This is a genomic window from Kineococcus haloalkalitolerans (genome assembly GCF_050871905.1).
Classification (GTDB): Bacteria; Actinomycetota; Actinomycetes; order Actinomycetales; family Kineococcaceae; genus Kineococcus.
The window spans coordinates 1-22,926 of the sequence record NZ_JBJLSH010000053.1 but is presented as its reverse complement, the minus strand read 5'-3'; the positions used below and the strand labels follow the sequence as shown (position 1 = coordinate 22,926).

The 22,926-nt window shown below is 77.0% G+C and carries 21 protein-coding genes and 1 pseudogene; 12 read left to right on the top strand and 10 right to left on the bottom strand.

The genetic code is table 11. The features are described 5' to 3' along the window. Positions 1 to 565, top strand: a 565-nt coding sequence (locus tag ACRYMY_RS17215) for an EAL domain-containing protein (protein WP_432548447.1), incomplete at its 5' end; no start/stop codon positions are given. 30 nt (positions 566 to 595) lie between these two features. Here ACRYMY_RS17215 and ACRYMY_RS17210 read toward each other — a convergent pair. Next, positions 596 to 2,677: a M3 family metallopeptidase gene (locus ACRYMY_RS17210; protein ID WP_432548446.1), complete on the bottom strand. Its 2,082-nt coding sequence runs from the start codon at positions 2,675 to 2,677 to the stop codon at positions 596 to 598. A 279-nt stretch (positions 2,678 to 2,956) separates the two neighbouring features. On the opposite strand from ACRYMY_RS17210, the gene ACRYMY_RS17205 reads away from it, so the two are divergent. Beyond that, positions 2,957 to 4,888 (top strand): PhoX family protein, encoded by a 1,932-nt coding sequence (locus ACRYMY_RS17205; RefSeq protein ID WP_432548451.1) that lies wholly within the window; start codon positions 2,957 to 2,959, stop codon positions 4,886 to 4,888. Between the two features lie 275 nt (positions 4,889 to 5,163). Here ACRYMY_RS17205 and ACRYMY_RS17200 read toward each other — a convergent pair whose 3' ends face one another. Together ACRYMY_RS17200 and ACRYMY_RS17195 are read right to left on the bottom strand one after the other, a co-directional pair. Continuing rightward, positions 5,164 to 5,571 (bottom strand): DUF3037 domain-containing protein, encoded by a 408-nt coding sequence (locus ACRYMY_RS17200; protein WP_432548445.1) that lies wholly within the window; start codon positions 5,569 to 5,571, stop codon positions 5,164 to 5,166. Then, positions 5,564 to 6,349, bottom strand: a complete 786-nt coding sequence (locus ACRYMY_RS17195; RefSeq protein WP_432548444.1) for a HipA family kinase — start codon at positions 6,347 to 6,349, stop codon at positions 5,564 to 5,566. Before ACRYMY_RS17195 ends, ACRYMY_RS17200 begins: the two co-directional genes overlap by 8 nt. 87 nt (positions 6,350 to 6,436) lie before the next feature. On the opposite strand from ACRYMY_RS17195, the gene ACRYMY_RS17190 reads away from it, so the two are divergent. The 3 genes from ACRYMY_RS17190 to ACRYMY_RS17180 all read left to right on the top strand — a co-directional run bounded on the left by ACRYMY_RS17190 (position 6,437) and on the right by ACRYMY_RS17180 (position 10,197). Beyond that, positions 6,437 to 7,153 (top strand): response regulator transcription factor, encoded by a 717-nt coding sequence (locus tag ACRYMY_RS17190; protein WP_432548443.1) that lies wholly within the window; start codon positions 6,437 to 6,439, stop codon positions 7,151 to 7,153. Positions 7,154 to 7,254: 101 nt separating this feature from the next. Then, positions 7,255 to 8,712, top strand: a complete 1,458-nt coding sequence (locus ACRYMY_RS17185) for a sensor histidine kinase (protein WP_432548450.1) — start codon at positions 7,255 to 7,257, stop codon at positions 8,710 to 8,712. Positions 8,713 to 8,817: 105 nt separating this feature from the next. Next, complete coding sequence (locus ACRYMY_RS17180) at positions 8,818 to 10,197, top strand: S1C family serine protease (protein ID WP_432548449.1); 1,380 nt, start codon at positions 8,818 to 8,820, stop codon at positions 10,195 to 10,197. Here ACRYMY_RS17180 and ACRYMY_RS17175 read toward each other — a convergent pair. Beyond that, positions 10,175 to 10,774: a DUF4031 domain-containing protein gene (locus tag ACRYMY_RS17175; RefSeq protein ID WP_432548442.1), complete on the bottom strand. Its 600-nt coding sequence runs from the start codon at positions 10,772 to 10,774 to the stop codon at positions 10,175 to 10,177. The genes ACRYMY_RS17180 and ACRYMY_RS17175 overlap by 23 nt on opposite strands. Before the next feature lie 152 nt (positions 10,775 to 10,926). Here ACRYMY_RS17175 and ACRYMY_RS17170 point away from each other — a divergent pair, with 152 nt between their 5' ends. The 3 genes from ACRYMY_RS17170 (at position 10,927) to ACRYMY_RS17160 (ending at position 13,165) form a co-directional block, all read left to right on the top strand. Next, positions 10,927 to 11,217: a WXG100 family type VII secretion target gene (locus tag ACRYMY_RS17170; RefSeq protein WP_432548441.1), complete on the top strand. Its 291-nt coding sequence runs from the start codon at positions 10,927 to 10,929 to the stop codon at positions 11,215 to 11,217. Between the two features lie 522 nt (positions 11,218 to 11,739). Beyond that, positions 11,740 to 12,858: a GTP 3',8-cyclase MoaA gene (gene moaA / locus ACRYMY_RS17165; protein ID WP_432548440.1), complete on the top strand. Its 1,119-nt coding sequence runs from the start codon at positions 11,740 to 11,742 to the stop codon at positions 12,856 to 12,858. Positions 12,859 to 12,865: 7 nt separating this feature from the next. Beyond that, complete coding sequence (locus ACRYMY_RS17160; RefSeq protein WP_432548439.1) at positions 12,866 to 13,165, top strand: MoaD/ThiS family protein; 300 nt, start codon at positions 12,866 to 12,868, stop codon at positions 13,163 to 13,165. A gap of 36 nt (positions 13,166 to 13,201) precedes the next feature. On the opposite strand, the gene ACRYMY_RS17155 is transcribed toward ACRYMY_RS17160, so the two are convergent. Genes ACRYMY_RS17155 through ACRYMY_RS17145 form a run of 3 tightly spaced genes read right to left on the bottom strand, consistent with a single transcriptional unit; the run spans position 13,202 to position 16,288 of the window. Further along, positions 13,202 to 14,713 (bottom strand): flavin-containing monooxygenase, encoded by a 1,512-nt coding sequence (locus tag ACRYMY_RS17155; protein ID WP_432548438.1) that lies wholly within the window; start codon positions 14,711 to 14,713, stop codon positions 13,202 to 13,204. Next, positions 14,713 to 15,798: an FO synthase gene (locus tag ACRYMY_RS17150; RefSeq protein ID WP_432548437.1), complete on the bottom strand. Its 1,086-nt coding sequence runs from the start codon at positions 15,796 to 15,798 to the stop codon at positions 14,713 to 14,715. The genes ACRYMY_RS17155 and ACRYMY_RS17150 overlap by 1 nt, the downstream gene beginning before the upstream one ends. A gap of 34 nt (positions 15,799 to 15,832) precedes the next feature. Further along, the gene (locus ACRYMY_RS17145) at positions 15,833 to 16,288 is read right to left on the bottom strand and encodes a molybdenum cofactor biosynthesis protein MoaE (RefSeq protein ID WP_432548436.1); all 456 of its coding nucleotides are present in this window, start codon (positions 16,286 to 16,288) and stop codon (positions 15,833 to 15,835) included. Between the two features lie 100 nt (positions 16,289 to 16,388). Between ACRYMY_RS17145 and cofC the strand changes: the two genes are divergently transcribed. From cofC to ACRYMY_RS17130, 3 genes and pseudogenes are all read left to right on the top strand, one after another. After that, the gene (gene cofC, locus ACRYMY_RS17140; RefSeq protein ID WP_432548435.1) at positions 16,389 to 17,054 is read left to right on the top strand and encodes a 2-phospho-L-lactate guanylyltransferase; all 666 of its coding nucleotides are present in this window, start codon (positions 16,389 to 16,391) and stop codon (positions 17,052 to 17,054) included. A gap of 45 nt (positions 17,055 to 17,099) precedes the next feature. Further along, positions 17,100 to 18,404, top strand: a pseudogene (gene cofG, locus ACRYMY_RS17135) (7,8-didemethyl-8-hydroxy-5-deazariboflavin synthase CofG); the annotation flags it as partial. A gap of 14 nt (positions 18,405 to 18,418) precedes the next feature. Next, on the top strand, positions 18,419 to 19,015 hold the full coding sequence (locus ACRYMY_RS17130) for a suppressor of fused domain protein (RefSeq protein ID WP_432548434.1): 597 nt from the start codon (positions 18,419 to 18,421) through the stop codon (positions 19,013 to 19,015). Between the two features lie 107 nt (positions 19,016 to 19,122). On the opposite strand, the gene groL is transcribed toward ACRYMY_RS17130, so the two are convergent. The 3 genes from groL to ACRYMY_RS17115 all read right to left on the bottom strand — a co-directional run bounded on the left by groL (position 19,123) and on the right by ACRYMY_RS17115 (position 21,976). Then, the gene (groL, locus tag ACRYMY_RS17125) at positions 19,123 to 20,748 is read right to left on the bottom strand and encodes a chaperonin GroEL (RefSeq protein ID WP_369052462.1); all 1,626 of its coding nucleotides are present in this window, start codon (positions 20,746 to 20,748) and stop codon (positions 19,123 to 19,125) included. A gap of 296 nt (positions 20,749 to 21,044) precedes the next feature. Beyond that, on the bottom strand, positions 21,045 to 21,248 hold the full coding sequence (locus tag ACRYMY_RS17120; RefSeq protein WP_179749831.1) for a cold-shock protein: 204 nt from the start codon (positions 21,246 to 21,248) through the stop codon (positions 21,045 to 21,047). Positions 21,249 to 21,655: 407 nt separating this feature from the next. Continuing rightward, positions 21,656 to 21,976, bottom strand: coding sequence for a DUF3263 domain-containing protein (locus tag ACRYMY_RS17115; protein ID WP_369052463.1), 321 nt, complete (start codon positions 21,974 to 21,976; stop codon positions 21,656 to 21,658). A gap of 196 nt (positions 21,977 to 22,172) precedes the next feature. Here ACRYMY_RS17115 and ACRYMY_RS17110 point away from each other — a divergent pair, with 196 nt between their 5' ends. Further along, the gene (locus ACRYMY_RS17110; RefSeq protein ID WP_432548448.1) at positions 22,173 to 22,883 is read left to right on the top strand and encodes a uracil-DNA glycosylase; all 711 of its coding nucleotides are present in this window, start codon (positions 22,173 to 22,175) and stop codon (positions 22,881 to 22,883) included. Positions 22,884 to 22,926: the final 43 nt, after the last annotated feature.

Here is a 22,926-nt window from a genome sequence, read left to right as displayed (position 1 = left end):
GTGCGCACAGGCCGCGGCCTGGCGCGCGGGGCCCGCCGGGCACCCCGACCTGACGGTGGCGGTGAACCTGTCGGTGGCGCAGCTGGCCCCCGGGCTGGTCGAGGAGGTGCGCGGGGTGCTGGCGGCCACCGGCCTGCCCGCGACCGCGCTCGTCCTGGAGATCACCGAGACGGTCTTCGTGCAGGAGGGCGACACCGCCCGCGACGTGCTGGCGGCGCTGCGCGCCCTGGGTGTGCGGATCGCCGTCGACGACTTCGGGACCGGCTACTCCTCGCTGTCCTACCTGCGCCGGCTGCCGGTGGACGTGCTGAAGATCGACCGCTCGTTCGTGCGGGCGATGGGCCGCGACGAGGACACCGCCGTCGTGCGCACCGTCATCGGGCTGGCGCAGGCGCTGGGCCTGGAGACCGTCGCTGAGGGCGTGGAGAGCGCCGAGGAGGGGGCGCTGCTGCGCCGGCTCGGCTGCGACCAGGCCCAGGGCTACCACTGGTCCCGGCCGCTGCCGGCCGACCAGCTGCCCGCCGCCCTCACGCCGCCGGCGCCGGTGCGCGCCCTGGCGGGCTGAGGACGGCGGGCCGGGCGGGACGGGCGGACCTCAGGCCGCGTCCAGGCCCCGCCGGCGCAGCAGCGGCTCGATGCGCGCGTCGCGGCCGCGGAACTCCCGGTAGGCGGCCAGCGGGTCGACGCTGCCGCCGCGCGAGAGGACGGTGCGGCGGAACCGCTCGCCGTTCTCGCGGCGCAGCCCGCCGTTCTCGCCGAACCACTCCACGGTGTCGGCGTCGAGGACCTCGCTCCACACGTAGGAGTAGTAGGCGGCCGCGTACCCGCCGCCGAACACGTGGTGGAAGTAGGTGCTGCGGTAGCGCGGCGGCACCTCCTCCAGCGCCACCCCCGCCTCGGCCAGGGCGGCGGCCTCGAACTCCTGCACCTGCTCCGGGCGCGGCGGGTCCAGGACGTCGTCCAGCGCGCCCGCCGGCAAGCGGTGCCACGCCTGGTCCAGCAGCGCCGCCGCCAGGTACTCCAGCGTGGAGAAGCCCTGCCCGTAGCGGCGCGCGGCGCGCAGGCCCTCCACGGCGTCCGCCGGCAGCGGCTCGCCCGTGACGTGGTGGCGGGCGTAGCGGGCCAGGACCTCCGGCTCGAAGCCCCAGAACTCGTTGACCTGCGAGGGGAACTCCACGAAGTCGCGCGGCACCGACGTCCCCGAGAACCGCGGGTAGCGCACGTCGGACAGCAGCCCGTGCAGGGTGTGCCCGAACTCGTGGAACAGCGTCTCCACCTCGTCGACCGTCAGCAGCGCCGGGTCGCCGGGGGCGGGCGCCGGCACGTTCAGGCAGTTCACCACCACCGGTGCGGTCCCCAGCAGCCGCGACTGGTCGGCGAAGGAGCTCATCCACGCCCCGCCGCGCTTGGAGGCGCGCGCGAACGGGTCGAACAGGTACAGGCCCAGGGGCCGGCCGGAGTCGGTGACCTCGAACACCCGCACGTCCGGGTGGTACGCGGGCAGGTCGGAGCGCTCGGAGAACCCCAGCCCGTACAGGGCGGTGGCGGTGGCGAAGACGCCGTCGACGAGGACGCGCTCCAGCTCGAACCACGGCCGCAGGGCCTCGGTGTCCACGGCGAAGCGCTCGCGGCGCAGGCGCTCGGCGCAGTGGGCCCAGTCCCACGCCCGCAGCGGACCCTCCTCGCCGTCGGCGCGCAGCACCTCCTCCAGCTCGGCCGCCTCGGCGCGGGCGTTCGCGACGGCCGCCGGCGCCAGGCGCCGCAGCATCCCCACCGCGGCCTCGGCGTCGCCGGCGGTCTCGTCGGCCACCACCCACGCGGCGTGGTGCGCGAACCCCAGCAGCTGCGCGCGCTCGGCGCGCAGCGCGGCGGTGCGCTGCAGCAGGACCCGCGTGTCGTGCGGGCCGCCGCGCCCACCGCGCGCCAGCGACGCCTCGTGCACGCGCCGGCGCACGTCGCGCCGGCGCAGCGCCTCCAGCACCGGCTGACCGGAGGGCAGCACGAGCGGCAGCAGCCAGCCGTCCAGACCGCGCGCCTGCGCCGCCTCCCGCGCCCGGGCGACGCCGGCGGCGTCCAGCCCCTCCAGCTCCGCCTCGTCCCGCAGGTGGACGGCCAGGTCGTTCGTGTCGTCCAGCAGGGCGGTGTCGAACGCGGTCGTCAACCGCGACAGCTCGGCGTTCAGCTCCCGCAGCCGCTGCTGGCCGGCCCCGTCGAGCAGCGCGCCCTCGCGCGCGGCGTCGGTGTGCAGGCGCTCCAGCAGCCGGCGCGCCTCGGCGTCCAGGCCGGCGGGCGGGTCGCCGTGGTGGCGGGCCACCTGCGCGACCAGCCGCGGGTCCAGGCGCACCGCGTCCTCGTGGGCCGCCAGCCGCGGGAACCACTCCGCCTGCACGGCGCGCAGCTCGTCGTCGGCGTCCGTGCCGACGAGGTTGGCGAACACGGCCACCGCGCGACGCAGCAGCTGCCCCGCGCTCTCCAGGCCGTCCAGCAGCTCCTGCGCGCCCGGCTCGGCGTCCAGGAGGGCGTCCAGCTCGGCCAGGTGCTGGGCGGTGCCCGCCGCGAACGCGGGCGCGAAGTGCTCCGCGCGCACCCGGTCGAAGGGCGGCAGCCCGAACGGCAGGTCGCTGGGCGCGGCGAACGGGTTGTCGGCGGCCAGCTCGGACGTCACGTCGGCGCTCATCGCCCCATGATGGCCCCGCCCCGCCCGCCGGTCCCGGTGGCGCACGCGGTGGGAGCGGGGTGAGGCGAGGCTCACCGTGCTTCGCGACCCTCACCGACGGTTCACCCCGCGCTCACCCGGACGTCGTCGGAGGACCCCCGCGGCGTCCCTAGCGTCCGGCGCGGACGACCGCCCCCCGCGGTCGGAGGACCCGCGAGGAGAGACCGCGTGAGCACCACGGACACCCCCCGTCCCGCCCTGCCCCTGCTGCCCTACGTGCCCGCCGGGCGGCGCAGCCCGATGACCTGCCACTACCGCTGCGGCAGCCAGTGCGCCGCCCCGGTGGCCAACCGCTCGGAGAACGCCTACTTCGGCGACGTCGTGCGCGGGGTCGTCTCCCGCCGCGGCGTCCTCGCCGGCCTGGTCGGCCTCGGCGTCGCCGGCGCCGCCCTCGGGCAGGCCCCCGCCGCCCGCGCCGCCGCCGGTGACCCGACCCCGCTGGCCGCCCCGTTCGACCCGGGCCACCAGGTCGAGTTCTCCGCCATCGCGCCCGTGCCCGCGGGTTCCGACTCCTTCGACGTGCCCGCCGGTTTCGCCTGGGCGGCCGTGCTCTCGTGGGGCGACCCGATCTTGCCCGGCGCGCCGGAGTTCGACTTCGACGCGCAGAGCCCCGAGGCGCAGGCCGGCCAGTTCGGCTACAACAACGACTACGTCGCCGTGCTGCCCTTCGCCGGGGACGAGCACCGCGCCCTGCTCGTGGCCAACCACGAGTACACCAACGAGGAACTCATGTTCCGCGGCTTCACCGGCAGCGACGAGGCCACCGACGAGCAGCTGATGACGGCGATGGCCGCGCACGGCATGTCCGTCGTGGAGCTGCGCCGCTCCTCCACCCGCGCGCCGTGGGGCTACGTGCGCCACTCCGACCACAACCGCCGCGTCACCCCCTCGACCCCGTTCCGGGTCACCGGCGCGGCGGCCGGTTCCACCCTGCTGCGCACCAGCGCCGACCCCGAGGGCCGCACCGTCCTGGGCACCCTGAACAACTGCGCCGGCGGCACGACGCCGTGGGGCACCGTGCTGTCCGGCGAGGAGAACTTCCACCAGTACTTCGCCGTCCCCGAGGACCTCGAGGACCCGGCCCTGGCCCGCTACGGCATCACCGGCACCGGGCGCGGCTGGGAGCGCGTCGACGAGCGCTTCGACGTCGCCGCCGAGCCGAACGAGCCGAACCGCTTCGGCTGGGTCGTCGAGGTCGACCCGTACGACCCGGCCTCCACGCCCCGCAAGCACACCGCGCTGGGCCGCTTCAAGCACGAGGGCGCGACGGTCTCCCTGGCCGCCGACGGGCGCGCCGTGGCCTACATGGGCGACGACGAGCGCTTCGACTACGTCTACAAGTTCGTCTCGAAGGAGCGGTTCCGCGAGGGCGACCGCGCCCACAACCTCACCCTGCTGGAGGAGGGCGACCTGTACGTGGCCGCCTTCGACGGCGACGGCACCGAGGACGGGCGCTACGACGGCACGGGCCGCTGGATCCCGCTGGTCACCGACGGCGTCTCCCGCGTGCCCGGGTTCTCCGCCGAGCGCGTCCTGGTGCACACCCGCCTGGCCGCCGACACCGTCGGCGCCACGAAGATGGACCGCCCCGAGGACGTCGAGCGCAACCCCGTCAACGGCCGCGTCTACGTCGCCTGCACCAACAACACCCAGCGCGGCACCGAGGGGAAGGCCGGCGTCGACGAGGCGAACCCGCGCCCGGAGAACAAGGACGGGCACGTCGTCGAGATCACCGAGTCCGGTGACGACGCCGCCGCGACGACGTTCTGGTGGAACCTCGTCCTCGTCTGCGGCGACCCCGCCGACGAGACCACGTACTTCGGCGACGTGGACCGCTCGCTGGTCTCCCCGATCTCCTGCCCCGACAACGTCGCCTTCGACAGCGTCGGCAACCTGTGGATCTCCACCGACGGCAACGCGCTGGGTTCCAACGACGGCCTGTACGAGGTCGCCGTGGACGGCCCGCGCCGCGGGCTGGTCCGGCAGTTCCTCTCGGTGCCGGCCGGCGCGGAGACCTGCGGCCCGGTCATCGCCGAGGACGGCAGCGTCTTCGTCGCCGTGCAGCACCCGGGCGAGGACGACGAGGCCACCCCGGAGGCCCCCGCCTCGCTGTTCCCCTACGACGGCACCGGCCAGCCGCGCCCGTCGGTCGTGCAGGTCTACCGGGCCTGATCCTCTGCCTGGTCCCCGGGCGGCGACGTCGCGCAGCGAGCCGTCCACGCCCGGCAGGACGGCGTCGCGGACCACCTCGCCCACCACGGCCCACAGCAGGACCGCGGCCAGGACGGCGTCGCGCCGGCCCGTCCACCACAGCGCCGCACCGGCCAGTGCGGCGAACACCACGGCGCGCAGCGCGAGCCCGGGCCAGCCGCCGACGGCCCCGCCGGGGGTGAACAGGACGACGACGCTCGCGGCGAACGCGGCGTGGACGGCCAGCGCCCGCTCGTTCACCCCTGACCCGGCTCCCCCGGCACGAGCGCGGCGAGCAGCCGGCGCACCTCGGCCGCCGGGTCGGCGGTCAGCCCGCAGTGCACCGGCGAGGTCTGCACGACCGTGCTGCGGGGGGCGGTCAGCCAGCGGAACCGCGCCCCGGGCGCCTCGGCGGCCGCGGCGCCCGCCGCCGGGTCACCGCCGCACAGCCCCTCCAGCGCGGCCACGTGCCGGGCCACCGCCGCGGCGTCCACGTGCGGGGCGAACGCCCGCAAGCGCACCGGGTCCAGGCGGGTCCGGGCCTCCAGGTGCTCGCGGGCGCGGCACCACAGCAGCACCCCGGCGTTGAGGAACTCCGCGCGCTCGACCCGCGGCACGACCCGCACGACCGCGTACTCGTAGACGTCCAGGGTCCCCTCACCCACGGCGGGCCCCCCGCTGCGCCTCGGCCAGTGCCGCCACCCACGGGCGCTCGCCCGCCAGCCGGGCGGCGAACCAGTCCCGGTAGGCCGCGCGCACCTCCTGCGCCGCGCCGAAGCCCGGCTCACCCTCCAGCCACACCCCGGGCACGTCCTCGACGGCCGCGGCGAGCACCTGCGGCGTCAGCGCCGCCGCGCAGTCCGCGTCCACGCCGGTGACCTCGGCGGCCGCGGCCAGCAGCAGGTGGTCCTCGGCGTGGCGCAGCGGCCGCTGCACCGACGCGGCCGCGCGCGGCCAGTCGTGGTGGAAGTACAGAGCGGCGCCGTGGTCGATGAGCCAGGGCTCCCCTCCCCACCACAGGGCGTTGGGGTTGCGCCAGGAGCGGTCCACGTTGAGCACGAGGGCGTCGAACCACAGCACCCGCGCCGCCCACGCGGGGTCGACGGGGTCCACGGCCGGGTCGAAGGACAGGGCGCCGGGCAGGAAGTCCGCGCCCAGGTTGTCCCCCGGTGAGCGCAGCAGCAGGTCCTGCACCTCCTCGTCCGGCTCGCCGCGGCCGATGACCGGGTCGACGCGGGCGACGACGAGCTCCGGGACCCGCAGGTCCAGCGCGGCGGCCAGGCGGGCGGCGAGGACCTCGGCGACCAGCACCCGCCGGCCCTGCCCGGCGCCGTGGAACTTCACCACGTACGTGCCCAGGTCGTCGGCCTCGCACAGCCCCGGCAGGCTGCCGCCCTCGCGCAGCGGCGCGACGTAGCGGGTCGCGGTGACGGTGCGCAGCACGCCGGGGAGTCTGCCAGCCGCCCTGCGCTCCGGGAGGCACGGGCGGTACCCAGCGCTCTCCCAGGATCGCGGCGCACACTGGGCCGGGTGAGGACAGCGAGCACCGGTCCAGAGGCGAAGCTGCTCGTCGTCGACGACGAGCCGAGCATCCGAGAGTTGCTGGCCACCAGCCTGCGCTTCGCGGGCTTCGAGGTCACGGCCGCCGCCGACGGCGCGCAGGCGCTGGAGCTGGCCGAGCAGGTGCGCCCCGACCTCGTGGTCCTCGACGTCATGCTGCCCGACCTGGACGGGTTCACCGTCACCCGCAAGCTGCGCGAGCGCGGCCGCGCGGTGCCCGTGCTGTTCCTCACCGCCCGCGACGACACCGCCGACAAGGTCGCCGGGCTGACGGTGGGCGGCGACGACTACGTCACCAAGCCGTTCAGCCTGGAGGAGGTCGTGGCGCGCATCCGCGCGGTGCTGCGGCGCACCGGCGCCGTGGAGGGCCCCGACACCGGCCGCCTCGTCTTCCACGACCTGGAGCTGGACGAGGACTCCCACGAGGTGCGCCGCGCCGGGCGCGTCGTGGAGCTGTCCCCCACCGAGTTCAAGCTGCTGCGCTACCTCATGCTCAACCCGCAGCGGGTGCTGTCCAAGACGCAGATCCTGGACCACGTGTGGGACTACGACTTCAACGGCGAGGCCGGGATCGTGGAGTCCTACATCTCCTACCTGCGCCGCAAGCTGGACACCGAGGGGCTGGAGCCGCTCATCCACACCAAGCGCGGTGTCGGCTACGTGCTGCGCGTGCCGCCGGGCGCGTGAGCGCGCTGCACCGCTGGCGCGCGCGGGCCCTGGCCGCCGAGGCGGGCCTGCCGCTGCGCGCGCGGCTGCTGGTCATCGTCGTGCTGCTGCTGACGGCGGCGATGTCGGTGACGGCGCTGGTGTCCACGAACCTGCTGCGCGCCAACCTGCAGGCGCAGGTCGACGCGGAGCTGCAGGGCAAGGGGGCGACGGCGGTCCGCGGGGCGTTCGCGCAGTTCTCGCAGAGCCGCGCCGAGCAGCTGCTGCTGTCCGACTACTACGTGCTGTTCGCCTACCCGGACGGCACGACGCGGGTCTCGTGCGAGCGCGACGACGCGGGCGGGTGCGTGGACGCGCCGCGGTTGCCGGCGCTGAGCGCGCCGGCCGTCGCCGCCGGGGACCAGGAGCCGTTCACGGTGCCCGACGCCGACGGCGGCGACCCGTGGCGGGTGGTGCTGCTGCCGGCCGCGGTCGGCGACGTGCCCGTGGCGGTGGCGGTGGCGCTGCCGCTGTCGGGCGCCAACGCCACCCTGGACCACTTCCGCACCGTCTCGCTGGTGGTGGCCCTGCTGGTGCTGGCCGGCGGGACGGGCCTGGCGGCGCTGGCGATCCGCCGCTCGTTCCGGCCGCTGTCGGACATCGAGGAGACGGCCTCGGCGATCGCCGCCGGGGACCTGTCGCGGCGCGTGCCGCCCGCCCCGGCCGGCACCGAGATCGGCCGCCTCAGCGGGGCGCTGAACACGATGCTCGGGCAGATCGAGCGCTCCTTCCGCGCCCAGCAGCGCTCGGAGGAGCAGATGCGCCGGTTCGTCGCCGACGCCAGCCACGAGCTGCGCACCCCGCTGGCCGCGATCCGCGGGTTCGCCGAGCTGTACCGGCAGGGCGCGGTGCGCGAGGAGGCCGACGTCGCCCACGTCATGGGCCGCATCGAGGGCGAGTCGACCCGGCTGGGCAGGCTGGTGGAGGACCTGCTGGCGCTGGCCCGCCTCGACGAGGCGCAGCGGCGGCGGGCGGCCGCGCCCGAGCCCGTGGACCTGGCCGTCGTCGCCTCCGACGCCGTCCACGACGCCCGCGGCCTGGCCGCCGACCGGCGGGTGCGCCTGGTGGGCGTGGACGACGAGCACGGGCCCTCCTCGGCGGTGGTGCTCGCCGACGAGGCCGGGCTGCGGCAGGTGATGACGAACCTGCTGGCCAACGCGCTGCACCACACCCCCGCCGGCACGCCCGTGGAGGTCGCGGTCGGTCGCGTGGCCGGGCCCAGCGGCCCGGAGTCGGTGGTGGAGGTGCGCGACCACGGCCCGGGGCTGACGCCGGAGGAGGCCGAGCGGGTGTTCGAGCGCTTCTACCGCGTCGACGCCTCCCGCCAGCGCGGCACGGGCGGCGCCGGGCTGGGGCTGGCGATCGTGTCGACCATCGTCACCGGGCACGGCGGGACGGTCTCCGTCGTCCCCACGCCCGGCGGCGGCGCCACCTTCCGGGTGCGCTTCCGCGCCGTGGACGCCCCCGTCGGCGACGACGACCCGGAGGCCGGGCCCGACGTGGAGGACGCCACCCCCGCCGGGCCGGAGGTTCACAGGTGACGTCCAGCCCGTTCCGGGTCCGCCTGCAGGACGGCGTCCGATCCTCGTGGTGAACGGCCGCCCCGGACGGGCGGCACGACCACCGACGAGCACGGGGTGAGCAGGATGAACGGTCAGGACGAGCGCACCCGCACCGACGTCACCGGCGGCGCGGCGGGCACCGGGACGGCGAGGACGGACTGGCCCGCGCCCGCGGCGGAGGCGCAGCGGTTCGACCCGTGGACGACGCCCGGCGGGCCGGTGCCCCCCACCGGCGGGGGCGACGGCACCGGCGGCGGGGGCGGCGGGCGCGGCCCGGGCCGCCGGCCGGGCTGGCTGGGGCTGACCGGCACGGCGCTGGTCAGCGCGGTCGCCGCGAGCGTCCTGACCGCCGGCCTCGTCGGCGCGTTCGGGCAGGGCACCGCCACCCCGTCGGGGACGGGCGGGACGACCGGCACCGCGGCGAGCAGCACGGCGGTGGCGGGGTCCGACGGGACGACCCCGGACTGGCAGGGCGTCGTCAGCGCCGTCGCCCCGAGCGTCGTCGCCATCGACGTGCGCTCGGCCACCGCCGAGGGTCAGGGGTCGGGCATCGTCTACGACGCCGACGGGCACGTCGTCACCAACAACCACGTCGTCACGGGCGCCGGCGGCGACGCCGAGATCACCGTGACGCTCAGCGACGGACGGCGCTACGGGGCGACCGTGGTGGGCACCGACCCCTCCACCGACCTGGCGGTCCTGCAGCTCACCGACCCGCCCTCCGACCTCGTGGCCGCGACCTTCGCGGACTCCGACCAGGTGGTGCCGGGACAGGCCGTCATGGCGCTGGGCAACCCGCTGGGCCTGGCCGGCAGCGCGACGACGGGCATCGTGTCGGCCGTGGACCGGCCCGTCCTCACCGAGGCCGCCACCGAGCAGGCGCAGCAGCAGCTGTCCCCGTTCGGGCGGCCGGGGCTGTCCGCCCCGCAGCCGACGGCGCCGGAGACGGTGGCGACCAACGCCATCCAGACGGACGCGGCGATCAACCCCGGCAACTCCGGCGGGGCGCTGCTGGACGGCTCCGGACGGGTGGTCGGCGTCAACTCCTCGATCGCCACGCTGGGCGCGAGCAGCGGCGGCCAGGGCGGCAGCATCGGCCTCGGCTTCGCCATCCCCTCGAACGAGGTGCGGATGATCGCCGACCAGCTCGTCGCGGACGGCTCGGCGCAGCACGCCTGGCTGGGCGTGAGCCTGGCCCCGCAGGACCCGGCCGTGACCGCGGACGGCGTCACCCGCACGGGGGCCCAGGTGGCGGCCGTGGAGGACGGGACGCCGGCCGCGGAGGCGGGGCTGCGCGCCGGGGACGTCGTGACGGCCGTGGACGGGCGCGAGACCCCCGGCTACGAATCGCTGACGGCCACCGTCCGCGGCACCGCGGTGGGCGCGCGGGTCGAGCTGACGGTGGTGCGGGACGGGCAGCAGCTCGCGCTGACGACGACCCTCACGGCGCGCCCGGAGCGGTGAGCCCGGCGGGGCCGGTGGAGCCGGTGGAGCCGCTCCACAGCGGGCTCCACCAGCCCCCGGGCAGCGGCCCGGCGCCCGGGCCGCCGCCCGCGGCCAGCTGCACGGCGTGGTGCTCGACGCGGCGGCTGCCGCCGTCCCACCACCAGCGGCGGCGGAAGCCCAGGACCTCCAGGACGGGGTCGGGCGCGGCGAGCGGCGCGACCAGGCCCCGGGCGGGGTCGAGGACGACGCCCGGCCCGTGGGGAGCGGGCACGGCGACCGCGCTCAGCAGGTCCTCGCGCACGCCGTCCGCCTCACGCGTGGCGACGACCCTCTCCCCGCGCCGCTTGGGGGTGCGCAGCCCCGCGGCGCGCACGCGGCGCAGCAGCTCGCGGGTGGGCACGGCGACGGCGCCCCGGGCCAGAGCCCGGGGCACGAGGTCGGCGGCCACGTCGTAGTGGTCGCCCTCGAAGGCCCGCCGGGGCAGTCCCAGCGCCTCGGCGAAGGCGTGCAGCTCGGCCAGCGAGGTGTCGCTGGCCAGGTGCGCCCACCAGCGGCCGTGCGCCGGCCACCGCGGGTCGTCGACGAGGACGGTCACGGGCGGGTCCACAGGGGCGGTGCGCCGGGACGGGTCGACCGGCGTGTGGACGGCGGCGGCGTGCCGATCGTGCGCTCCCTAGCGTCGCGGGCGGCGGGTCGGCGCAGGGCCGGCCCCGGAGTGCGGGCGCGGCCCGCGGGCAGGAGCGTGCCATGAGCCGGTTCGAGGTGGACAGCGACCGCGTGGCCGCGGCGAGCCAGGTGGTGCAGGCGTCGGTGCAGACCCTGGGCGGCGAGGCGGAGGCGCTGATGCGCCACCTGCTGGACCTGGAGGCGGTGTGGAAGGGGTCGGCCGCGACGGGCTTCCAGGCGCTGAGCGCGAGCTGGCGCTCCACGATGGAGCGGGTGCGCGTGAACCTGGAGGACATCCAGCGGGTGCTGGCCACGGCGGGTCAGCAGTACGCGGAGGTGGAGGCGGCCAACGCCCGCATGTTCGCCGGCTGAGCCTGCCCGGGGCCTCGCGCCCGCCGGACGCGCGAGGGCCCGGGACGCTCGTCGGTGGGCGTCCCGGGCCCTCGGGGCCGGTGCGGGCGGGTCAGGCGGCGCGGGCCGCCGGTGCCGCCGCGGTCGCGCCGGGCACGTCCCAGCGCATCTCCAGGTGCGGGCGACCGCTGTCGTCCCGCACCGTGATCCAGTGCACCGTCGGCGTGCTCGGACGGACACGCTCACGGCGAACCGCCATGGTCAAGTCGGCCATGAGGAACCTCCTGTTCATCTTCCGTTCACCTAGACCATAGCCCAGGACCGCGCCAAGAGCGAGCCACCCGCACATCACAGTGCAGTCACGACGCGACGCACCCCGAGCACCACTCCGCCGGTCGGCCGATCGCGTCGCGAACCGCGCCAGAAGTCGACGCACCGTCGCACTCCACGACGCGGAGTGACGGAACCGGTGGATCGCGCCACCGGGAGCGTCCTCCGCGTTCATCTCGGGTTCACCCGCGTCCCGGCGCCTACGCTGGGGCGGTGACGATCGTCGACCTCGGGGTGCCCGCGGTGCGCCGGCCCGCCGGGTCCGCGCCGGGCAGCGCCTCCCCGGCCCCGCCCGCCCCGGACAGCTCCACGGGCCCGCTGCGGGACCGCTACGGCCGCACGGCGACCGATCTGCGCGTCTCCCTGACCGACCGCTGCAACCTGCGCTGCCACTACTGCATGCCGCCGGAGGGGCTGCCCTGGCTGGAGCGCCCCGCCGTGCTCACCGACGCCGAGGTCGTCCGGCTGGTGACCCTGGCCGTGCGCGAGCTGGGCGTGCGCGAGGTCCGCTTCACCGGCGGCGAACCGCTCCTGCGCCGCGGCCTGGAGGACCTCGTGGCCGCCACGGCGGCGCTGCGCACCGCCGACGGCGCCCCGGTCGGCACGTCCCTGACCACCAACGGCATCGGCCTGGCCCGCCGCGCCGCCGGGCTGGCCACCGCCGGGCTCGGGCGCGTCAACGTCTCCCTGGACACCCTGGACCCCGCACGCTTCGCGGCCATCACCCGCCGCGACCGGCACGCCGACGTCCTCGCCGGCGTCGAGGCCGCCGCGGCCGCGGGCCTCGCGCCCGTGAAGGTCAACGCCGTCCTGCTGCGCGGCGTCAACGACGACGAGGCGCCCGCGCTGCTGCGCTGGGCCCTGGAGCGCGGCGTCGAGCTGCGCTTCATCGAGCAGATGCCGCTGGACCCGCACGGCACGTGGCGGCGCGAGGACATGATCACCGCCGAGGAGGTCCTGGCGTCCCTGCAGGGCGCGTTCACCCTCGTGGCCCGCCCCGCCGCCGCCCGCGGCTCCGCCCCCGCCGAGACGTGGGACGTCACCGACCCCGCCACGGGCCGCGCGCTCGGCCGGGTCGGGATCATCGCCTCCGTCACCCGGCCCTTCTGCGGCGACTGCGACCGCACCCGGCTGACCGCCGACGGGCAGGTGCGCACCTGCCTGTTCTCCACCACCGAGACCGACCTGCGCGACGCCCTGCGCGCCGGCGCCGACGACGCGCAGCTGGCGGCGACGTGGCGGACGGCGATGTGGGGCAAGCTGCCCGGCCACGACATCGACGACCCCGGCTTCCTGCACCCCACCCGGCCCATGAGCGCCATCGGAGGATGACGAGCCCGTGACCAGCACCCCCTCCCCCACCGCCGCCGTGCCCGCGACCGCGACCGTGCGGGTGCGCTTCTTCGCCGGCGCGGCCACGGCCGCCGGCCGCGAGGAGGAGGACGTCGCCCTGCCCGGCGCCCCCGGTGGGACCCCGACCGTCGGGGACCTCGTCGACGCCCTCGCCGCCCGCGGCGAACCGCTGGCCCGCGTGCTGGCCGCCTCGACGTTCCTGCTGGACGCCGAGGCCGCCGAGCGCGGCGACCGGCTGCGCGCCGGAGCCCTCCTGGACGTCCTGCCGCCCTTCGCCGGCGGCTGAGCCCCCGCGGCCCGGGCCGCCGCGCCGGGCTGCGCTTCAGGCGGCGAACGGCGCCGGGTCGAAGACCCCGTTGCGCTCGCGGAACTCCGTCGCCGTCCCCGGCCACAGCAGCGTCAGCCGGCCGCTGCGCGCGTCGACGTACCAGCTCGTGCACCCCCCGCGCAGCCACACCGTGGAGCGGGCGCGCTCGTCGATCTCGCGGGTGTACTCGCGCTCGGCGCGCTCGCTGACCTCCAGCGCCCCGGCGCGGCCGGCCAGGTGGTCCAGCGCGCCCAGCACGTAGCCGAACTGGCTCTCGATGACGTGCACCGCGGAGTTGTGGCCCAGGCTGGCGTTCGGGCCGTCGAGGACGAACATGTTCGGGAACCCGTGCACCACCGTCGAGGCGTGCGCGGTCATCCCGTCGCGCCAGTGCTCGGCCAGCGTGCGGTGCCGCCCGCGCACGCGCTGCGCCCACAGCGGCCGCGTCGAGCGGAACCCCGTGGCCAGGACGAGGACGTCCAGGCCGAAGCGCCGGCCCGCCGCCGACACCGCCGCCCCCGGTTCGAGCCGTTGCAGCGCAGCCGGTTCCAGGTCGACGTGGGGCTCGCCCAGCGCGGGGTAGAAGTCGTCGGACAGCAGCACCCGCTTGCAGCCGACCTCGTGGTCCGGCGTCAGCAGCGCCCGCAGCCGCGCGTCGGGGACCTGCGCGGCCAGGTGGGCCAGGGCGCGCTCGCGCAGGGCGTCGACGTCGGGCCGCACGAGGCGGCGCGCGGCGTGGCCGCGCTCCATCTGCGCGAACTGCTCCTCGCGCAGGCGCCGCACGAGGTCCGGGTCGGCGCGGAACGCGGCCCGCTCGGCGGCGCTGTAGGTGCGGTCCTCGCGCGGCACCACGTACGGGGCGCTGCGCTGGAACACCACCACCCGGCCCGCGGTGCGGGCCAGTTCCGGGACCAGCTGCACGGCCGAGGCGCCCGTGCCGACCACGCCCACCCGCTTCCCGGTCAGGTCCGCCGACGGGTCCCAGCGCGCGGAGTGGAACACCGGGCCGCCGAAGGCGTCCAGGCCCTCCACGTCCGGCACCCGCGGGTCCGACAGGCGTCCCCCGGCGAGCACGAGGACCCGCGCGCGCACCGGGCCGCGGCGGCTGGTGACGTGCCAGCAGCCCGCCCCCTCGTCCCAGCGGGCGTCCGTCACCTCCGCCCCGAACCACGGGCGCACCCCCGCCTCGCGGGCGGTGGCGCGCAGGTACTCCTGGACCTCCGCGCCGGGGGCGAACACGCGCGACCAGTCCGCGCGCGGGGCGAAGGAGTAGGAGTACAGGTGCGAGGGCACGTCGCAGGCCACCCCCGGGTAGCGGTTGTCGCGCCAGGTGCCGCCGACGTCGTCGCCGCGCTCCAGCACGACGAACGACTCGCGGCCGCGGCGGGCCAGCAGCACCGCCAGCCCCAGCCCGGCGATGCCCGCGCCCACGACCGCGACGTCCACCACGGTCGGCGCCGAGGCGTCCGCCGGAGGGCTCGGCGAGAGACCCGGCGAGGCGTCCGGGGCGCGTTGCGGGGAGGGCATCAGCGCCCGCCCGGGGCCGCGGGGACGTTCCCGTACAGCGTGGTGCGCTGCCGCACCCGCCGGCCCAGCCGCTCCCCCAGCGCCGCGACGTCGGCGCGGGTCAGCTCCCGGCCCGCCTCGGCGCCGGCGCCCGGGCGCAGCGCACCGTCGACGAGGAGGCCGCCCAGGTCGTCCGCGCCGCCGCGCAGCAGCTGCTCCACGACGTCCGGGCGCACCTTCGTCCACGCCGTCTGCACGTGGTCCACGCGCCCGTGCAGCAGCAGCCGCGCCACGGCCGTCAGCGCCCGCACCTCGCGCACGTCCGGGCCGGGGCGGCAGCCGGGCGGCAGCGGCCCGGCCGGCGGCAGGAACGGCATGGGGATGAACTCGGTGAACCCGCCGGTGCGGTCCTGCAGGTCCGCCAGCAGCCGCAGGTGCGCCACCTGCTGCGCGGGCGTCTCGACGTGCCCGTGCACGATCGTCGCCGTCGAGCGCAGCCCCGCCCCGTGCGCGGTGGCCACCAGCTCCAGCCAGCGCGCCACCGGCAGGTCCGGGACGCCGCCGTTCAGGCGGGCGCGCACGTCGTCGTCCAGGACCTTCGCGGCCGTCCCGCACACCGAGCCCAGCCCGGCGGCGCGGGCGGCGAGCAGGAACTCGCGCGGGCTCGCGCCCAGCCGCGCGGCCGCGTCGGCGACCTCGGCGGGGCGGAAGGCGTGCAGGTGCACGCCGGGGGCGTGCTCGGCGACCAGCCGCACCAGCCGCAGGTAGCCGTCGGCGGGCGCGTGGTCGGGCAGCGGGCCCTGCGCGCACACCTCGGTGGCGCCCAGGGCGACGGCCTCGGCCAGCAGTTGCGGCGCGTCCTCCTCCAGCACCACGGCCGTGTCCAGGTTGCGGTTGACGACGAAGGTCAGCTCGTCGCCGACGGCGTCGCGGCGCACCGCGTCGGCCAGCGCGCACAGCGCCTCCAGGTCGTCGCCGGCGGCCAGCAGGAGGGCGGTGTACCCGGCGTCGTCGAGACCGGCCGGGTCGCGCTCGGCGGCCCGCAGCGCGGCGCGGACGGCGGGGTCCGACGTGCTGGCGGAGGGTGCGGGGGTGCGGGTCGGCACGCTCAGAGGCTAGGCGGGCGCCGGGCGGGCGGCGTCACGGGCAGGCGACCCACTCGCTCGTCCCGTCGGCGAAGCGCTGCCGCTTCCACACCGGCAGGTGCTCCTTGACCTCGTCCACGAGCCGGGCGCAGGCCGCGAACGCCTCGGCGCGGTGGGCGGCGGAGACCGCGACGGCCAGCGCGCAGTCGCCCACCGCCAGGTGCCCCAGGCGGTGGCTGACCGCGACGGCGTCCACGGCCTCCTCGGCGCTCACGCGCGCCACGACGGCCGCCAGGACGTCGGCGGCGCTCGGGTGGCCCGTGTACTCCAGGTCCAGGACGGCGCGGCCGTGGTCGTGGTCGCGCACCACCCCCGCGAAGGTGACCACGGCGCCCGCGGCAGCGTCGCCGACGAGCCGCGCGTGCTCGTCGACGTCGAGCGCGCCGGCGGTGACGGCGGTGCGCACCACGCGCCGGGCCGGCTCGCTGCGGCGGGAGGTGTCCAGGCTCACGGGGCCACCCTAGGCGCGCGCCCCGGTCGCGGCCCTGCCGCCGGGGCCGCCCACCGGGGCCGCGCGGGCGGCCGCCCGGCGCCTGGGGGAGACTCCCCCGGTGGTCGCGAGCGGACGCTGGCGGGTCGTCGTGCCGGTCAAGGGCGGGGACGGGGCCAAGTCGCGCCTCGGGCTGCCCGTCGCCGAGCGGCGCGCCCTGGCCACGGCCATGGCGCTGGACTGCCTGACCGCCGCCCTGGCAGCCCCGCCCGTCGCCCTCGTCGTGTGCGTCACCGACGACCCGGACGTCGCCGCGGCCGCCCGCGGGGCCGGGGCCGCCGTCGTCGCCGCGGGCGGGCCCGGGCTGCACCGGGCCGTGGAGGCCGGGCTGGCCGCCGTCGGCACCGGCCCCACCGCCGTGCTGGTGGCCGACCTGCCCGCGCTGCGCCCCGACGACCTCGCCCTGGCGCTGACCGGTGCGGCCGCCCGCACCGGCCCGGTGCTCGTCACCGACGCCGAGGGGACCGGCAGCGTCCTGGTCGCCGACCGCGCCGGGCACCCCCCGCACCGCTTCGGCCCCGGCTCCGCCCGCGCCCACGCCGAGGCCGGCGCGGCGCCCCTGCCGGGCGCGCTGCCGTCGCTGCGGCGCGACGTGGACGTGCCCGCGGACCTCGAGGCCGCCCGCGCGCTCGGCGTCGGCCCCCGCACCCGCGCGGCCCTGCGCGCCGCGACCGCGACCGCGCCCACGACCACGCCCACGACCGCCACCGCGCCCGCCTGCCGCTGAGCTCCCGACACCGGACCGGAGGTCCGCCCCGTGACACCCACCGCCCTGCCCGCGCCGCGCCGGCGCGCCCGCCGCACCGCCCCGGCGGTGCCCGCGCCGCCGGCACCGCGGCTGCGCAGCGCCCTGGCCGCGCTGGACGACCTCGACCCGCGGGTGGGCACCGCGCCCTCACCCGCGGACGCGGAGGTGCTGCTGCACGCGCGCGGCGACGACCTGGCGCGGCTGTGCGCGGCGGCCGCGCCCGTGCGCGACGCGGCGATGGCCGCCGCCGGCCGGCCCGGCACGACCACCTACTCCAAGAAGGTGTTCGTCCCCGTGACCCGGCTGTGCCGCGACCGCTGCCACTACTGCACGTTCGCCACGACGCCCGGGCGCCTGCCCGCCGCCTACCTGGACGAGGAGGAGGTCCTCGCCATCGCCCGGGCCGGTGCCGCGGCCGGCTGCAAGGAGGCCCTGTTCACCCTCGGCGACGCCCCCGAGGACCGCTGGGGCGCCGCGCGCGACTGGCTGGCCGCCCGCGGGTACGCCTCGACCCTGGAGTACGTGCGGGCGCTGGCCGTCCTCGTGCTGGAGGAGACGGGGCTGCTGCCGCACCTGAACCCCGGCGTGATGAGCGCGGAGGCCCTGGCGCGGCTGCGGCCGGTGGCCCCCTCGATGGGGATGATGCTGGAGACGACCGCCGCGCGGCTGTTCACCGAGCCCGGCGGGGTCCACTACGGCTCGCCCGACAAGGACCCCGAGCTGCGCCTGCGGGTGCTGCACGACGCCGGCCGCGCGGCCGTCCCGTTCACCACCGGTCTGCTGATCGGCATCGGCGAGACCCCCGCCGAGCGGGCCGAGTCGCTCTTCGCGCTGCGCGCGGTGGCCGACGAGCACGGCGGCACGCAGGAGGTCATCGTGCAGAACTTCCGCGCCAAGGACGACACCGCCATGCGCGGCGAGGACGACCTCGGCCACGAGGAGTACCTGGCCGCCCTGGCCGTGGCCCGCCTCGTCGTGGGGCCGTCGGTGTCGCTGCAGGCCCCGCCGAACCTGTCCGACCCGGAGCAGCGCGCGCAGCTGCTGGCCGCCGGCGTCGACGACTGGGGCGGGGTGTCGCCGCTGACGCCCGACCACGTCAACCCCGAGCGGCCGTGGCCGCAGCTGGACTCCCTGGCCGCGACCACGCGCGGGGCGGGCTTCCGGCTGCGCGAGCGGCTGACCGCCCACCCCCGCTTCGTGCTGGACGCGCTGACCGGCAGCGAGCGCTGGGTGGACGCGCGCCTGCACGCCCACCTGGCGGCCCTGGCAGACCCCGTCACGGGCCTGGCGCGCGAGGACGCGCGGCCGGTGGGCCGGCCCTGGCACGAGGCGGGGGTGCGCGCGTGAGCCTCGTGGAGCCCAGCGACGCCGAGGTCGCGATGGCCCGCTACGTCGCCCGGCGCCTGTCGCCGGGGGCGTGGCCGGTCATCGAGCCGTACCTGGACCGCACCCAGGAGCACGAGCTGCACCTCATGACGTGCCCGGACGCGCCCCGGCCGGGGCACGTGACGGTCTCGACGCTGTCGATGCACCGGCGCCCGAACCCGGTGGACGGCGAGGACGTGCGGGTGGAGCTGGTGACGACGCTGCGGCACCCCGACGTGGACCTGTGCAGCGGCCTGGTGGTGGCCTGCGCCTTCACGGCCGTCAAGGAGCGCCTGCCCGTGCGGGCCGGGACGGTCTTCCCCGACGTCGTGGGCGAACTGCTGGGCGGGCGGACCCGCCACCTGCTCGTCACCGCGCCGTGGTCCTTCCCGACGCTGGCCCGCTACCCGCTGACCCCGCAGGTGGACGTGCGCTGGCTGCAGGCCGTGCCCGTGCACGACGCCGAGCGCGACCACGCCGAGCGCAGCGGCCCGGAGTCCCTCGTGGAGCTCCTGCACGCGGCGGGCGCCGACCTGGCCGACCTCGACCGCGCCCCCGTGCCGCTGCCGGCCTGACGCACCCCCGGGCCCGAGAACGCCGCGAGGGCGGCCCCTGGTCGGGACCGCCCTCGCGGGTGGAGCTGGTGCGGGGCGCTCGCGCGCCCCGCGGGGTCAGGCGTGGATCAGAAGTCCATGCCGCCCATGCCGCCGTCGCCGGCCGGGGCCGCAGCGGCCTTCTCCGGCTTGTCGGCGATGACGGCCTCGGTGGTGAGGAACAGGCCCGCGATGGAGGCGGCGTTCTGCAGCGCGGAGCGCGTCACCTTGACCGGGTCGTTGATGCCCGCGTCGAGCAGGTCCACGTACTCGCCGGTGGCGGCGTTCAGGCCGTGACCGGTGGGCAGGTTGCGGACCTTCTCCGCCACGACGCCGCCCTCGAGGCCGGCGTTCACGGCGATCTGCTTCAGCGGGGCCTCGACGGCGACCTTGACGATGTTCGCGCCCGTGGCCTCGTCACCGGTGAGCTCGAGCTTCTCGAACGCCGCGGTGCCGGCCTGGATGAGGGCCACGCCACCACCGGCGACGATGCCCTCCTCGACGGCGGCCTTCGCGTTGCGGACGGCGTCCTCGATGCGGTGCTTGCGCTCCTTGAGCTCGACCTCGGTGGCCGCGCCCGCCTTGATGACGGCCACGCCGCCGGCGAGCTTGGCGAGGCGCTCCTGCAGCTTCTCGCGGTCGTAGTCGGAGTCGCTGCGCTCGATCTCGGAGCGGATCTGCGCGACGCGGCCGGCGATCTGGTCGGCGTCGCCGGCGCCCTCGACGATGGTGGTCTCGTCCTTGGTGACGACGACCTTGCGGGCGCGGCCCAGCAGGTCGAGGTCGGCGGTGTCGAGCTTGAGCCCGACCTCCTCGGAGATGACCTGGCCACCGGTGAGGATGGCGATGTCGTTCAGCATCGCCTTGCGGCGGTCGCCGAAGCCCGGGGCCTTGACGGCGACGGACTTGAAGGTGCCGCGGATCTTGTTGACGACGAGCGTGGCCAGGGCCTCGCCCTCGACGTCCTCGGCGATGATGACGAGCGGCTTGCCCGACTGCATGACCTTCTCCAGCAGCGGGAGCAGGTCCTTCACCGTGGAGATCTTGGAGTTGAGGATCAGCAGGTACGGGTCCTCGAGCTCCGTCTCCTGACGCTCGGCGTCGGTGACGAAGTAGGGCGAGATGTAGCCCTTGTCGAAGCGCATGCCCTCGGTGAGCTCGAGCTCCAGGCCGAAGGTGTTGCTCTCCTCGACGGTGATGACGCCTTCCTTGCCCACCTTGTCGAGGGCCTCGGCGATGAGCTCGCCGATGGAGGAGTCGCCCGCGGAGATGCCGGCGGTGGCGGCGATCTGCTCCTTGGTGGTGACCTCCTTGGCGGCGCCGAGCAGCTGCTCGGTCACGGCCTCGACGGCCTTCTCGATGCCGCGCTTGAGGCCCATCGGGTTCGCGCCCGCGGCCACGTTGCGCAGACCCTCGCGCACGAGCGCCTGGGCCAGGACGGTCGCGGTCGTCGTGCCGTCACCGGCGACGTCGTCCGTCTTCTTCGCGACCTCCTTGACGAGCTCGGCCCCGATCTTCTCGTAGGGGTCCTCGAGCTCGATCTCCTTGGCGATGGAGACACCGTCGTTGGTGATCGTGGGGGCGCCCCACTTCTTCTCCAGGACGACGTTGCGGCCCTTGGGGCCGAGCGTCACCTTGACCGCGTCGGCGAGCTGGTTCATGCCGCGCTCGAGGCCGCGACGGGCCTCCTCGTCGAAGGCGATGATCTTGCTCATGCCTGGTGTTCCTCCCAGAAGGCGGGCGGTGGTCGGCCGGAGCGGTGCCCGCGACGGACGGCCGGCGGCGGCGGGGTCACGTCCCCCGCGCCGACGACCTCACCGGACCGGCCGGGAGCTGTCGCTCCCGTGTCGAGGTGCTGGTCGTGCTGTCACTCTCGACTCGAGAGTGCCAACCCCAATGTTGGCACTCGGGGCGGTCGAGTGCAAACCACCCCCCGCCGTCCGGGGGCGTCCGGGCGCGCGAAGGCCCCGCGACCGGGCTGCGGTGGCAGCGGTCGCGGGGCCGGGGCGCTTCAGAGGCCGCGGACGCTCTCGGCCTGCGGGCCCTTCTGCCCCTGGCCGACCTCGAACTCCACGCGCTGCCCCTCCTCGAGGGAGCGGTAGCCGTCGGCCACGATGGCCGAGTAGTGCACGAACACGTCCGCACCGCCGTCGTCGACGGTGATGAAGCCGTACCCCTTCTCGGCGTTGAACCACTTGACGGTGCCCTGAGCCATTGCCTTCTCCTGGTGGTGCCACGAGCGGAGGACGCCTCCGGCACGCACCGGACGCGGGTCTCACGCTGCCCGCGGCGGTGGTCGCCGTGGGCGACGCCCGGCGCGCGCGCCCCCGGGGAGGCGCGAGGGCCGGACGGCTCGACCGGGACCGAGGCTAGTGCGGCGACCGCCCGCGCGGACAGGGTTCGCGCAACCCGTGGTCGGACGGTGTCACAGCAGGGAGCGCGCCAGGTCCAGGACGTCGCCGGCGACGCGGTCCAGCGCCCAGACCGCGGCGGCGACCACGACGGCGGCCACCAGCAGCCAGAGGAGCACGAGCAGCAGCACGCCCAGCGGCCCGCGCCGGGTGCGGTGGGCGCCGCGGCGGGGGGCCAGCGGCCGGGCGGGACGGGCTGCGCGGCGCGCGCTCAGGGCTGCACGCCCAGGCGGCGCGCCGAGCGCGCGCGCTGGCGGGTGGCGCGCATCCGGCGCAGCCGCTTGACGAGCATCGGGTCGTGGGCCAGGGCCGCCGGGGAGTCGATGAGGGCGTTGAGCACCTGGTAGTAGCGGGTCGGGGACAGGTCGAACAGCTCGCGGACCGCCTGCTCCTTGGCGCCGGCGTACTTCCACCACTGCCGCTCGAAGGCGAGGACCTCGGCGTCCCGGGGGCTGAGCCCGCCGGCCGCGGCACCGGTGTCCCCGGCCCCGTCCTGACCGGCGCCGATCGTGCGCGCCGCCGCCTCGTCCATGCCGTCCTCCAGCCCTCGTCCGTGCCGCCGGCGTCCCCACCGGCGTGCGCCACTGTAGGTGCTGGCACCGACACCAGCCCGCCCGCGCGCTCCCGGCGCGCCCCGCCGGCACCGCCCACGACCGCTCGCCGCCGGGCGCCCGGTCAGGGCGCGGGCTACGGTCGCCGCCGTGGTGCAGCCCCCCCTCGACCTGGACCTGCCCGACCCCGGCGACGGGGGCTCCGGCGGCGGCCCCGGCGACGACCCCGCCGGCCTCGGCCTGGACGACCTGGACCCCGGCTGGGCGCGGGCCCTCGCGGGGGTGCGCCCGCAGCTGCGGGCGCTCTCGCAGCGGCTCGCCGCCGAGGAGGGACCCTGGCTGCCGGCGCCGGAGCACGTCCTGCGCGCCTTCCGCCAGCCGTTCGAGGACGTCCGCGTCCTCCTCGTCGGGCAGGACCCCTACCCCACCCCCGGGCACCCGATCGGCCTGTCCTTCGCCGTCGAGCCGCACGTGCGGCCGCTGCCGCGCAGCCTCGTCAACGTCTACCGGGAGCTGCGCGAGGACACCGGCGTCCAGCCCCCCGAGCACGGCGACCTGTCGGCGTGGACGGCCTCGGGGGTCCTGCTGCTCAACCGCGTCCTGACGGTGCGCTCGGGCGCCTCCGGCTCGCACCGGCGGACCGGCTGGGAGGCCGTCACCGACGCGGCGGTGCGCGCGCTGGCCGCGCGCGGCGGCCCGCTCGTGGCGCTGCTGTGGGGCCGCGACGCGCAGACGGTGAGGCCCCTGCTGGGGTCCGTGCCCGCCGTCGAGGGCGTGCACCCCAGCCCGCTGTCGGCCTCGCGGGGCTTCTTCGGCTCCCGGCCGTTCAGCGCCGTGGACCGGCTGCTGCGCGAGCAGGGCGGGGACGGGGTCGACTGGCGGTTGTGAGAGCCCCGGACGCGGCGGAGCGCCGTCCCCCGCGGGGGACGGC